Source organism: Buchnera aphidicola (Brevicoryne brassicae) (assembly GCF_005082825.1).
In the GTDB taxonomy this organism is placed as follows: Bacteria; Pseudomonadota; Gammaproteobacteria; order Enterobacterales; family Enterobacteriaceae; genus Buchnera; species Buchnera aphidicola_AK.
This window is the reverse complement of sequence record NZ_CP034882.1, coordinates 281932-294379: the sequence shown is the minus strand read 5'-3', so window position 1 is coordinate 294379 and position 12448 is coordinate 281932. Positions and strand designations below refer to the sequence as shown.

Annotated in this window: 15 protein-coding genes and 1 tRNA gene (1 of these 16 cut by a window edge); 6 read left to right on the top strand and 10 right to left on the bottom strand. The window is 23.4% G+C overall.

The window, feature by feature from the left end; all coding sequences use genetic code 11:
* Positions 1-18: 18 nt before the first annotated feature.
* The 3 genes from purB to mnmA are packed head-to-tail and all read right to left on the bottom strand — an operon-like array spanning position 19 to position 3197.
* On the bottom strand, positions 19-1389 hold the full coding sequence (gene purB / locus D9V66_RS01350; RefSeq protein ID WP_158365655.1) for an adenylosuccinate lyase: 1371 nt from the start codon (positions 1387-1389) through the stop codon (positions 19-21).
* 42 nt (positions 1390-1431) lie between these two features.
* A complete protein-coding gene (gene hflD, locus D9V66_RS01345; protein WP_261979333.1) occupies positions 1432-2055 on the bottom strand; it encodes a high frequency lysogenization protein HflD in 624 nt (207 codons plus the stop codon).
* Positions 2056-2090: 35 nt separating this feature from the next.
* Positions 2091-3197, bottom strand: coding sequence for a tRNA 2-thiouridine(34) synthase MnmA (gene mnmA, locus D9V66_RS01340; RefSeq protein WP_158365654.1), 1107 nt, complete (start codon positions 3195-3197; stop codon positions 2091-2093).
* Between the two features lie 219 nt (positions 3198-3416).
* Here mnmA and lepA point away from each other — a divergent pair, with 219 nt between their 5' ends.
* From lepA to acpS, 5 genes are all read left to right on the top strand, one after another.
* On the top strand, positions 3417-5210 hold the full coding sequence (gene lepA, locus D9V66_RS01335) for a translation elongation factor 4 (RefSeq protein ID WP_187308381.1): 1794 nt from the start codon (positions 3417-3419) through the stop codon (positions 5208-5210).
* 14 nt (positions 5211-5224) lie between these two features.
* Positions 5225-6166 (top strand): signal peptidase I, encoded by a 942-nt coding sequence (gene lepB, locus D9V66_RS01330; RefSeq protein WP_158365652.1) that lies wholly within the window; start codon positions 5225-5227, stop codon positions 6164-6166.
* Between the two features lie 124 nt (positions 6167-6290).
* Complete coding sequence (rnc, locus tag D9V66_RS01325; RefSeq protein WP_158365651.1) at positions 6291-6971, top strand: ribonuclease III; 681 nt, start codon at positions 6291-6293, stop codon at positions 6969-6971.
* Positions 6968-7831, top strand: coding sequence for a GTPase Era (gene era / locus D9V66_RS01320; protein WP_158365650.1), 864 nt, complete (start codon positions 6968-6970; stop codon positions 7829-7831). The genes rnc and era overlap by 4 nt, the downstream gene beginning before the upstream one ends.
* A 126-nt stretch (positions 7832-7957) precedes the next feature.
* Positions 7958-8338: a holo-ACP synthase gene (acpS, locus tag D9V66_RS01315; protein ID WP_158365649.1), complete on the top strand. Its 381-nt coding sequence runs from the start codon at positions 7958-7960 to the stop codon at positions 8336-8338.
* Positions 8339-8447: 109 nt separating this feature from the next.
* On the opposite strand, the gene tadA is transcribed toward acpS, so the two are convergent.
* Positions 8448-8834, bottom strand: coding sequence for a tRNA adenosine(34) deaminase TadA (gene tadA / locus D9V66_RS01310; protein ID WP_410051772.1), 387 nt, complete (start codon positions 8832-8834; stop codon positions 8448-8450).
* 17 nt (positions 8835-8851) lie between these two features.
* Positions 8852-9325, bottom strand: a complete 474-nt coding sequence (gene smpB / locus D9V66_RS01305) for an SsrA-binding protein SmpB (RefSeq protein WP_158365648.1) — start codon at positions 9323-9325, stop codon at positions 8852-8854.
* A gap of 106 nt (positions 9326-9431) precedes the next feature.
* Between smpB and D9V66_RS01300 the strand changes: the two genes are divergently transcribed.
* The gene (locus tag D9V66_RS01300; RefSeq protein WP_158365647.1) at positions 9432-9719 is read left to right on the top strand and encodes an RnfH family protein; all 288 of its coding nucleotides are present in this window, start codon (positions 9432-9434) and stop codon (positions 9717-9719) included.
* 82 nt (positions 9720-9801) lie between these two features.
* On the opposite strand, the gene D9V66_RS01295 is transcribed toward D9V66_RS01300, so the two are convergent.
* The 5 genes from D9V66_RS01295 to dnaQ form a co-directional block, all read right to left on the bottom strand.
* Positions 9802-10362 carry a nucleotide exchange factor GrpE gene (locus D9V66_RS01295; RefSeq protein ID WP_158365646.1) on the bottom strand — a complete coding sequence of 187 codons (561 nt, stop codon included), beginning with the start codon at positions 10360-10362 and terminating at the stop codon, positions 9802-9804.
* 106 nt (positions 10363-10468) lie between these two features.
* Positions 10469-10951, bottom strand: coding sequence for a xanthine phosphoribosyltransferase (gene gpt, locus D9V66_RS01290; RefSeq protein ID WP_158365645.1), 483 nt, complete (start codon positions 10949-10951; stop codon positions 10469-10471).
* 109 nt (positions 10952-11060) lie between these two features.
* Positions 11061-11642, bottom strand: coding sequence for a D-sedoheptulose 7-phosphate isomerase (gene lpcA, locus D9V66_RS01285; RefSeq protein ID WP_158365644.1), 582 nt, complete (start codon positions 11640-11642; stop codon positions 11061-11063).
* A 67-nt stretch (positions 11643-11709) separates the two neighbouring features.
* A tRNA-Asp gene (locus D9V66_RS01280) sits at positions 11710-11783 on the bottom strand.
* Positions 11784-11839: 56 nt separating this feature from the next.
* Positions 11840-12448, bottom strand: partial view of a DNA polymerase III subunit epsilon gene (dnaQ, locus tag D9V66_RS01275; RefSeq protein WP_187308382.1) — the 3' portion only. It continues 129 nt past the right edge of the window; the window shows 609 of its 738 coding nt (coding positions 130-738); its start codon lies beyond the right edge, outside the window — the gene reads right to left on this strand; its stop codon occupies positions 11840-11842.

Sequence of the window (12448 nt, the reverse complement as noted above, 5' to 3'; positions counted from 1 at the left end):
AAATAAATAATCAATTGTTTATTTCAATTCATTGATAATTTGGCTTGCATAACCAATATAATTATAAGGTGTCATTTTTTTTAAACGTTGTTTTTCTTCTTCTGGTATATCTAAACTAGAAATAAACATATGCATAATATTTTTATTTATTTTTTTTCCACGAGTTAATTTCTTTAATTTTTCATATGCATTTTTAATACCATAACGACGCATAATCGTTTGTATAGGTTCAGACAAAACAGACCAATTTTCATCTAATTTTTTCAATATTTCCGATTCATTGATTTGTAATTTTTTTATTCCTGATAAAAGAGAATTATATGCAATAACAGAGTAGGATATAACTACACCTAAATTACGTAATACTGTAGAATCACTTAGATCACGTTGCCATCTAGAAATAGGTAGTTTATTGATCATATGATTCATTAAAGCATTTGATAAGCCTAAATTGCCTTCAGAGTTTTCAAAATCAATAGGATTGATTTTATGAGGCATAATTGAAGAACCTATTTCATCATCTACTAGTTTTTGTTTGAAATATTTAAGAGAAATATATCCCCACATATCGCGATTAAAATCAATTAGTATGGTATTAAACAATGACATACAGCCAAAAAATTCTGCAATATAATCATGAGGTTCAATTTGTGTAGTATATGGATTCCAAGAAATTCCTAATGATGTTATAAAATTTTTGCTTATTTCATGCCAGTTAACTTTAGGATATGCAGCTAAATGTGCATTATAATTACCAGTAGTTCCATTCATTTTTCCTAAAATTTCTATATTTGTGATTTTTATACAACAACGTTTCATTCGGTAATAAAAATTAGCTATTTCTTTTCCCATAGTTGATGGAGTAGCTGGTTGTCCATGAGTTAAAGATAATAAGGTAATATGTTGATACTTAAAAACTATTTCCTTTAAACATTTAATTATTTTGTGCCATAATGGTAAAATTATTTTATCACGAGCATCTTTTAACATTAATGCATAAGCTATATTATTAATATCTTCTGAAGTACAACCAAAATGTATAAACTCTAAAATTGATGAAAAAATATTTAATTTAGAAATTTTATTTTTTAAAAAATATTCTAATGATTTTATATCATGGTTAGTTGTTTTTTCTATATTTTTAATTGAAATTGCATCTTTTTCATTAAAATTTTTAACAATATCATCAAGTAAATATGTTTCTTTATAATTGATACACTCAATTTTTAAAATATTAGACATACTTATTATTTTTTTAAACCACTGAATTTCTACATTAATTCGATATTTTAAAAAACCAAATTCACTAAAAATGTCTCTTAGTAATATAGTAGAATTACTATATCGACCATCAATCGGTGAAATAGCTGTTAATGAAGTTAACTTCATATGTTATATCCTGATTTTTTAAAGATTTAACTTATATTTTTTTTAATTATATAATATTTTCTTTGCTTTTTTAATAATATAGCATCTAAAAAGTATTAACTTTAATTCATTCCCACCAAATTGTTTCCATAATACTATAGAACGAATTCCTGATAATAATAAACATCGGATTTTTTTTTGTATTTCACTATCCTGTAAAAACATTTTTGTTCCATTCACTGAAATTCTAGAACCTAAGGGACTAATAATTTCAACGTATAAATTTGCTAAATGATTTATTAAACAATTGATATTACGATGAACATAATATTCTCTAGATATAATTGACAATTTTTTTTTTGATGCATAGATGGCTATACGATTTTTTTTGAACTTTTTTTCAAGAATTATCATGTTAAAAATGTATTTAATAAATTCAGAATATGAATAAGAAAAACTAGAAAACGTTAAAATGGATATTAAAATTTTTAATCCTAAATTAAGATTTTTTTCATCATTCCCGTATATTGCAATCACGGAGGTAGGATTTATTTCTAAAGTACTTTCTAAACATGCTTTAAATGCATGATTATTACATTTTCCTGAATGAGCTAACTGTTGTACTAAATAAACTGATTGACATATACCTGCAAGTGATAATGTAATTGAATGTATTTTTTTAATCACAATTATCTCCTTACTATTTTCAAATTATTAAAAAATTATAATAATGGTAATCTAGATTTAATAGTTCCACCACCTATGCATATTTCTGACAAATAGAATACAACTGATTGTCCTGGTGTAACTGCTGAAACTGGTACATCAAATAAAATTTTTACATAAATATCATTTATATATTCTATATTACAACTGATATTTTTTTGACGATATCGTGTTTTTATCATACATGACATTGGAAAAGATAAATTTTTTTTATTTATCCAATGAATATTTTTAGCAATTAAACCAATAGACATAAGATATTTATTATAAGATCCTTGAGCAACAATTAATATGTTTTTTTTAATATTTTTATCTACTACATACCATGGAATATTATATTCTCCTTTAATTCCACCAATCCCCAATCCCTTTCTTTGACCTAATGTATAATAAAAAGCACCATAATGTTTTCCAATAACTCTTCCATAAGTAGTGATTATATCACCTTGTTTTTCAGAAATATATCGATTAAGAAAATTTCTTAATTTTCTAGGTCCAATAAAACAAATTCCAGTGGAATCTTTTTTTTCAGCGACTGTTAAATTTAATTTTTTAGCAATATTACGAACTTTACTTTTTTTTAAAGATCCAATCGGAAATAAAATTTTTTTAAGTTGAAAACTATTTAATGTATATAGAAAATAAGTCTGATCTTTATGAAGATCTATACCTTTTAAAAGAAAATATTCCCCAGAAATTTTTTTTATACGTGCATAATGACCTGTTGCAATATAGTCTGCTTGAAGATTTGTAATAGCATATTTTAAAAAAACATTAAATTTAATTTCTTTATTACATAATATATCGGGATTGGGTGTTTTACCATTTTTATAATCATTTAAAAATTTTTTAAAAACGTTTTCCCAAAACTCTACAGAAAAGTTTATCTTATGAAGATATATATTTAACTTTTTACATACATTTTCAACATCAAATAAATCTTGAGCTGAGTTACAATGTTGTTCTTTATCATCTTCCTCCCAATTTTTCATAAATAAACCTTCTACTTGATAATTTTGTTTTTTTAAAATCCAAGCAGAAACTGATGAATCTACACCTCCAGACATAGCAACAATTACTTTTTTGTTTTTATTTAGACTCATAAATTGCTGATTATATTATCTTTTTAACGTATATTTTTTTAATAAGAAAATATATTATATATTATAAAAAAAATAAATACATTATATATTAAAAATCTTAAAAAATATTATAAATTCTTTTTAAAAAAAATTTTAATTAAAAACTCAAAAAAAAATCACAAAAAATATTTTTAGTGCGTGTTAAAATATATAAAAAATAAATACGGTATAATATTAAATATGAAAAATATAAGGAATTTTTCTATTATAGCTCATATTGATCATGGAAAATCCACTTTGTCTGATCGATTAATACAAATATGTAACGGGTTATCTGAAAGAGAAATGTTCAATCAAGTTTTAGATTCAATGGATTTAGAAAGGGAAAGAGGAATTACCATTAAAGCTCAAAGTGTTATGATTAATTACAAAAACAAAGAAGGTAATATTTTTAATTTAAATTTTATTGATACACCAGGTCATGTAGATTTTTCATATGAAGTATCTCGATCATTATCAGCCTGTGAAGGAGCATTATTAATTGTTGATTCTACTCAAGGCGTAGAAGCACAAACATTATCAAATTGTTATACTGCATTAGATATGAACTTAGAAATTATTCCAGTATTAAATAAAATAGATCTACCTAATTCAAACCCAGAAAGAGTATCTAAAGAAATTGAAGACGTTATAGGTATATCTACATCAAATATAATTAGATGTTCAGCTAAAACAGGTGAAGGTATAGAGGATCTTATAGAACATATTATTGAACGATTCCCTTCTCCCAATGGTTCAAGAGAAGCACCTTTACAAGCTTTAATTATCGATTCATGGTTCGATAATTATTTAGGTGTAGTATGCTTAGTAAGAATTAAAAATGGAATTTTATTTGAAAAAGATAAAATTCAAGTTATGAGTACAAAAAAAGATTACTTTGTTGAACAAATGGGAATTTTTACTCCTAAAAAAATTAAACGAAAAGAATTGAAATGTGGTGAAGTAGGTTGGATTATTTGTGGAATTAAAAATATTTCTGCAGCACGAGTTGGTGATACATTGACAACAACAATAAATCCATCAAAAAATATACTAACTGGATTTAAAAAAGTTAAACCTCAAATATATGCTGGTTTATTTCCTGTATCATCTGATCAATATGAAACATTTCGAGATGCGTTAGGAAAGTTAAGTTTGAATGATTCTTCATTGTTTTATGAACCAGAAAATTCTAGTGCTCTTGGATTTGGTTTTAGATGTGGATTTTTAGGTTTATTACATATGGAAATTGTTCAAGCACGTTTAGAAAGAGAATATTCAATTGATTTAATTTCAACAGCACCAACAGTAATTTATGAAATAGAATTAATAAACGGGAAAATAGTTTATTTGGATACGCCTTCTAATTTTCCTATGATGAATACTATAAAAAAAATTCGAGAACCTATAGTTGAATGTAATATTTTATCGCCACCGCAGTTTCTTGGCGCAGTAATAAAATTATGCATAAAAAAAAGAGGTTATCAAACTAATATGGTTTATCATACTCATCAAGTTTTATTAAAATATCATATACCTATGAATGAAGTGGTATTAAATTTTTTTGATGAATTAAAATCTGTTTCTAGTGGATATGCATCATTAGAATATGATTTTAAATACTTTAAATCTGCAAAAATGGTACGAATTGATATTTTGATTAACTCAGAAAGAATAGATGCATTGACAACTTTAACTCATCAAGAAAAAGCACAATATCATGCACGAGAAATAGTAGATAAAATGAAAGAATTAATACCCCGACATCAATTTGATATTTCTATTCAAGCTACTGTTAATAATTCTATTGTAGCACGATCAACTATTAAACAATTAAGAAAAAATGTACTATCGAAATGCTATGGTGGTGACATCAGTAGAAAAAAGAAATTATTGAAAAAACAAAAAGATGGAAAAAAAAGAATGAAAAAAATAGGTAATGTTAACATGCCTAAAACGGCTTTTCTTCAAATTTTAAATATTAGTAAAAAATAATATAAGGAATTAAAATGGCTAATATATTAACTATTTTTTTATTAATTAGTACATTAGTTACTGGTGTATTCTGGGTTTATTATAATCTTAAAAAGATTAAAAATTATTATTTAGAAAAAAAATTTTTTAAAGATAATTTAAATAAAAAATGTGTAATAGAAACAAAAGATAAAAAAAAAATTTTTAAATCTTTAGCCTCATTTTTTCCAATCTTTTTTATAATATTTATTATACGTTCTTTTATTTATGAGCCTTTTCAAATTCCTTCGGGTTCTATGATGCCCACACTTTTAGTTGGTGATTTTATTTTAGTAGAAAAATTCTCATATGGTATTAAAGATCCTATTACACATAAAACACTGATAAAAATGAATCTTCCTAAACGTGGTGATATTGTAGTGTTTAAACATCCTATCGATTACAATACCGACTATATTAAACGTGTAATAGGATTACCTGGAGATAAAATTGAATATGATACAAAAACTAAGCATATAAAAATTTGTCAAAATTATTTAATTAAGAATCATTGTCAAGAAAAATTATCTATTAAATATTCAAATCCTCAATCAAGTGAATTTATTCAAAAAATATATTTCATTGATAGAAAAAATTCAATACCACAAGAAAAAATATATAATTCATTTAATTTTGATCTTGTAGAGGAAAATATTAATAATATAAAACATAATATACTATTTTTGAATATAATTAAAAACTCTCAAAAAGATTTTTATCAACAAAAAAACATGAAAAAATTAAATTGGATTGTACCTGAGAATCATTACTTTATGATGGGAGATAATCGTGATAATAGTTTAGACAGTCGCTATTGGGGTTTTGTACCTGAAAAAAACTTAGTAGGAAAAGCTATTAAAATATGGATGAGTTTTGATAAAAATGAAAACGAATGGCCTACTGGCATACGTATCAATAGAATTGGAAATATATATTAGAAATTTTTTATTTGATTAGTTTTTTAAGATAAATATTGATGTATATCTTCAAATTTATCAAATTTTTCTGTTTTTCCTGTTATATATGTAAAATTAATTAAAATATCATTAAAACTGGTATAACATGAACTATATCGTAACAAAAAAAATACAAAAAGTACTAGGATATACTTTTACTCATAAAGATCTTTTAAGACAAGCATTAACACATAGAAGTGCTAGTAGTAAACATAATGAAAGATTAGAATTTTTAGGTGATTCTATTTTGAGTTTTGTAATTGCTAATGCTTTATATCAACATTTTCCGTATATCAATGAAGGAGATATGAGTCGAATGCGAGCTACTTTAGTACGTGGTAATACCTTAGCTGAAATTGCATATGAATTCGATTTAGGAGAATATTTAAAATTAGGACAAGGTGAACTAAAAAGTGGAGGTTTCCGTCGTGAATCCATTTTAGCAAATACTGTAGAGGCATTAATTGGAAGTATTTATTTAGACAGTAATATTAAAACAGTAGAAGAATTAATATTAAAATGGTATGAAAAACGTTTAGAAAAAATAAGTCCTGGAGATACACAAAAAGATCCCAAAACACGATTGCAAGAATACTTACAATCAAAACATTTGTCTTTACCTACATATTTTATAGTTGAAATTTTTGGAGAAGCTCATAATCAATTATTTACTATTCATTGTAAAATTAGCATCATCTCAGAATTTTTAATTGGAACTGGTTCAAGTAGAAGAAAAGCTGAACAAGATGCAGCAAAAAAAGCGTTAATTAAATTAGGTGTAGAGTGAATATAAAACAAAAATATTGCGGATACATAACAATTATAGGAAAAGCAAATGTTGGTAAATCAACATTAATTAATAAAATAATTGGAAAAAAAATTTCTATTGTATCAAGAAAAAAAAATACAACACAAAACAATATCATAGGTGTGAAAACACAAACGTCTTATCAAAGTATTTATATTGATACACCCGGAATAATTTTTGACAAAAAAGGTAAAGAAATTACATATAAAGAAAATTATTTTTATAAAATAATAAAAAGTTCTGCTTTGATAATACTTGTTATAGATAGATTATTTTGGACAGAAAATGATGAACATATTTTATATAAAATAAAAAAAATTCAAATTCCTATTATTATCATAATTAACAAAATTGATAAAATCCAAAATAAAAATATTTTATTACCCTTTATTGATTTTTTAAAAACAAAAAATATTACTACAGAAATTGTACCTATTTCTGCAAAAAAAACAAAAAATATTGTTTTATTAAATAAGATAATTCAATCTTATTTACCAAAAAATACTCATATATATCCTAAAGATTATATTACAGAAAATTCTCATTTTTTTACAACTTCTGAAATCATTAGGGAAAAATTAATATCATTTTTAGCTGATGAATTACCTTCTATAGTAAAAGTAAAAATTGAATATTTTCAAAGAAAAAATAAGGAATTATATATTAGAGCAATTATTTTAGTACAAAATACAAGACAAAAAAAAATTGTTATTGGTAATAATGCAGAAAAAATAAAAAAAATTAGTATTATATCAAGATATAATATAGAAAAAGAATTTTCTATAAAAACTCATCTTGCTTTATGGGTGAAAGTAAATTTTAAAAAAAATAAAATGTGATAAAAACAAAAAATCTAAACACATTGCTAATTTTTCAAAATTAGTTAAAAACTTGAATATTTAACTAATTTTAAAAAAATAATTATATCTAAAAAAGTAGTTTTTATCTTATAGAGTATTATTATAATGTCAATTGTAGGTGTAGGTATAGATATAGTAGAAGTTTTACGTATAAAAAAAATTTTTTTTAATTATGGAGATATTTTTGCTAAAAAAATTTTATCTTTAAAAGAATTGAAAAGGTATATTTTAAGTAAAAATAAAATTACTTTTCTTGCAAAAAAATTTGCAGTTAAAGAAGCCGCTTCCAAAGCTTTAGGGGTAGGAATAAATCATGGAATAACATTTAATCAATTAGAATTATATAATAATAAATTGGGAAAACCTCAACTACGTTTTTTAAAACGTGCTTTAAAAAAATCTAAAGAAATACAATGTACGTCTATACATGTAAGTATATCTGATCAAAAATTATATGCATGTGCCCTAGTTATTCTAGAAAATTAATATTATTTAAAATTTATTTATATATTTTAATATTATTTGTTTCTTTTTTTTTGAAAAAAGTTTGTTAAAATACTAGAACATTCTTTTTTCATAACGTTTTTTGTAATATTCAATTTGTTTTTTTTTGAATTTTTAAAAAAATATTTTTTAAATGATATTGATCATCTAATTTTTTAGATTTTGCACCAAACACTAAACGTCTGATACGACTTTGTATAATTGCTCCACAACACATTATGCAAGGTTGTAAAGTAACATATAATGTACTATCAACTAATCGATAATTTTTTATTCTTTTTCCTGCATAGCGCAATGCCATAATTTCTGCATGTGCAGTAGGATCGTTTTGAGAAATAGAACTATTCCAACCTATTCCTATAATACGTTCATTAAAAATTAATACAGCACCGATAGGAATTTCACCTTGTTTTTCTGCATAATATGCATATTTCAAAGCAACTTTCATCCATTTTTCATCTTTATTATGATGTATCATAAAATGTTTTTAACACCTCATTTTTTTTTAATTATATTAAGTCTTTCTTTTTTCCATTCTTTAGTTTTTGCATCTATTCTTTTATCTTGAATACTTTTTCCTTTTGCTAATCCGAATTCTAATTTACACCAAGAGTTCTTCCAAAATAAAGATAATGAAACTAGAGTATATCCTACATATTTTTTTTTATTAGATAAAAAATTTATTTCATTTTTGTTTAATAATAATTTTCTTTTTCGTATGGGATTGTATAAAATATGTGTCGAAGATACCTTTAATGGTTGAATTAAAGAATTGCAAAGATACATTTCATTAAGATAACTAATTATATAGCTTTCTGTAATGTTAACTTTACCTGATCTAATAGATTTTACTTCCCATCCTTCTAACACTAAACCAGATTGAAATTTTTCTTCTATAAAATAATTATAATAAGCTTTTTTATTAACAATCTTAAAAGATTTTACATGATATTTTTTTTTATTTAACATAACTAAATGTATTCCAAAATAATAAGTTTTAATAAATATTAAAACTCAAAAATATTATTTATTAAAAAATAATTATAATTTATAAAATATAAAAGATAAGTAAAATATGAATATTATTCAAGTAATAGTTGTATACGCTCTACCAGATATTCAATATTTTTTTAAGGTTAATACAAAAATAGGAGCAACTGTAAAAGATGTTATATTAAAATCAAATGTATTAATTTCAGTAAATAATCTTTCATTATACAGTTTAAAAGTTGGAATTTATAACAAATTAGTAAGTTTAAATTCAACAATACAAGATGGAGATCGAATTGAAATCTATAGAAATTTAATAATTGATCCAAAAGAAAGAAGAATAAAAAAACATAAATTATTTAAAAAACAATAAATTTTAAAGTAAAAATATTAATTTTAGATTTAATAAAAATTATAAATATTTATAAAATTATTAAATCTAAAAAATATTATATTTATATTTTTTGTTTTGAAACTATAACCATCGCTGGACGTAATAAACGCGTATTATATAAAATATAACCAGTTTGCATAATATTTACTATTTTATTAGGTTCCATATCATTTGTATAATGAACGGACATAGCTTCATGAATACTTGGATTAAAAGATACGTTTATATTATCTATTTTTTTTATATGAAATAATTTGCAACATTCTTTGAATAAATTTAATATAACTTCTAATTTATCTTTAATCTTATTAAAGACTTTGTTGGATTTATTATTTTCTATTAAATTTAATGCGCGTTCAATATTATCAAAGATAGGAAGAAAATTTATAATTAACTTTTCTAATGCGAATTTTTTAGTTTGATCAATTTCTTTATTTAATCTATTTGTGATAATTACTATTTCTTTTTCAGAAGAAATTTTTTTTTCTAGTATTTTTTCTTTAGATTCTTTTAATTGAATTTCTAAAAATTTAACTAAATTAGTTTGCACAAAATCATCATTTTCATGCTTGCATTCTTCATTTTTAATATTTTCTGCTTTTTTTTCTTCTTTATTTATCATAAACATATCTCTTTTCACTATGTGTTTATTTTATAAAAAAAAATATTTTTCAATGTTATTTTTAATTTTTTTAAAAATCTATTAGAAAATATTATATGATTTATTTTTAAGATGTTTGTTGAATTTTATAGTTTTGAATTAGAGGAGGAATATAAGAAATTGACATATCCCATGGTTGTTCGATCCATACATTTTGAGGAATGTCTATAACGTAATCATCAACTAATAAACGACCCATGGGTTTTGCAAAAATAGTAACGAAATATGCTTTTGGATATAAATTTCTAATAATTCTTGCAGTACCACCTGTATCTACTAAGTCATCTATTACAATAATTTTTTCTCCATTACCTTCTGCTTTTTTGATAATTTTTCTATTTTTTTTTAGACAATCATAATTGTAACTTGAAATGCATACAGTGTCTACACATCGAACGCCTAATTCTCTTGCTAATAAAGCAGATGGAACAAGACCGCCTCGGCTTACAGCAATAATTCCATTACAATATTTTATTTTTAGTAATCGATTAGCTAGTTTTCTAGTATGAATTTGAAGCATATCCCAGGTGACAATGTATTTCTCACTCATATAAAGAAATTCCGAAACTATAAAATAGTATTTATTAAGAAAGTGGAAATAAGTTGTAATTATTATAGGATTTTAGTTTTAAAAAAAAGAATTTAATACTTAAAATAAATTATTTTTTTTTCATTTCTGTTTCAATAATTAATATCATTATGTGAATAATTTTAATATGCATTTCTTGTATTCGATCTGAATATCCAGAATAGGGAATACAAATTTCTATATCAGATAATCCCTTAATTTGTCCTCCTTTATTTCCTGTTAATGCTATTGTTTTAATATTTTTTTTCTTAGCTTCTTTTATTGCTTTAATAACATTTAAGGAATTTCCGGAAGTAGAGATAGCTAAAAGAGTATCACCTGAACATCCTATGCTTTGAATAAATCGTGAAAATACCTGATCGTATCCGAAATCGTTACTTACTGCAGACATATAGCTACTTTCAGAGATAGATATTGCAGGATATCCTAATCTTTTTTCTCGATATAGACTAGTCAATTCTTCTGAAAAGTGTACTGCATCACAATGAGAACCTCCATTTCCACATGATATAACTTTTTTCCCATTTTTAAATGATTTTGAAATTAATATAGCAGATTTTTGAATGTTATATATTTGATTTTTATCTTTTAAAAATTTTTGTAATACCTTTGATGCAATAGTTAATTCTGAAAAAATTGTTTTTTTATACATAATTTAAACATCTTAGTTCTAAAAAATCTAAATTTATTGTTTTTTATAAAAAAATACTTTATTTTTTCGGTGCGGACGGGACTCGAACCCGTGACCTCCGGCGTGACAGGCCGATATTCTAACCAACTGAACTACCGCACCTTATTTTTTAGTATACTACTATTTTACATATTTTAAAAAAGCAGTCAATAATCTTTTTAAGATTTATGAAAAAATTTATTCCATAAACATATACTATTTTTTTCCATATATTTAAGATACTCTTTGTGTAAGAGTATTTCTTTTTGTGTACTATTCAATATTTTTAAAGTTTTTGTTGTCACAACAGAATGTTTTATTTTCTGAAAAAAATTTTTATTATTATTTTTGTTATCGAAAAACATAGACTCTTGACCACCAGTCATTAAAAGATATAATCTACCTAAAAGGTTAGCATCTATAATTGCACTATGTAAATTTCTCTGAGATTTATTTATTTTATAACGTTTACAAAGAGCATCTAAAGTATTCTTTTTTCCAGGAAATAATTTTCGTGCTATTTTTAATGTATCAATTATAGAACAAATAGTATCAATTTTTTCTATATTTATATTATTTTTTAATATCTCTAATTCTTGATTAATAAATCCAACATCAAATGAGGCATTATGAATAACTAATTCAGAACCGTTAATATATTTTAAAAATGTATCAGAAATATCTTTAAAAGAGGGTTTGTCTAATAAAAAATTATTACTAATACCATGTATCTTAAATGCTGCGGTATCTATTAATCTATTAGGTTGAATATACACATGAAAATTGTT

Coding starts and splice junctions, on each gene's coding strand:
- purB (WP_158365655.1), bottom strand. CDS start 1,389: ATGAAGTTAACTTCATTAACAGCTATTTCACCGATTGATGGTCGATAT.
- mnmA (WP_158365654.1), bottom strand. CDS start 3,197: ATGAGTCTAAATAAAAACAAAAAAGTAATTGTTGCTATGTCTGGAGGT.
- lepA (WP_187308381.1), top strand. CDS start 3,417: ATGAAAAATATAAGGAATTTTTCTATTATAGCTCATATTGATCATGGA.
- lepB (WP_158365652.1), top strand. CDS start 5,225: ATGGCTAATATATTAACTATTTTTTTATTAATTAGTACATTAGTTACT.
- rnc (WP_158365651.1), top strand. CDS start 6,291: ATGAACTATATCGTAACAAAAAAAATACAAAAAGTACTAGGATATACT.
- acpS (WP_158365649.1), top strand. CDS start 7,958: ATGTCAATTGTAGGTGTAGGTATAGATATAGTAGAAGTTTTACGTATA.
- tadA (WP_410051772.1), bottom strand. CDS start 8,834: ATGATACATCATAATAAAGATGAAAAATGGATGAAAGTTGCTTTGAAA.
- smpB (WP_158365648.1), bottom strand. CDS start 9,325: ATGTTAAATAAAAAAAAATATCATGTAAAATCTTTTAAGATTGTTAAT.
- D9V66_RS01300 (WP_158365647.1), top strand. CDS start 9,432: ATGAATATTATTCAAGTAATAGTTGTATACGCTCTACCAGATATTCAA.
- D9V66_RS01295 (WP_158365646.1), bottom strand. CDS start 10,362: ATGATAAATAAAGAAGAAAAAAAAGCAGAAAATATTAAAAATGAAGAA.
- gpt (WP_158365645.1), bottom strand. CDS start 10,951: ATGAGTGAGAAATACATTGTCACCTGGGATATGCTTCAAATTCATACT.
- lpcA (WP_158365644.1), bottom strand. CDS start 11,642: ATGTATAAAAAAACAATTTTTTCAGAATTAACTATTGCATCAAAGGTA.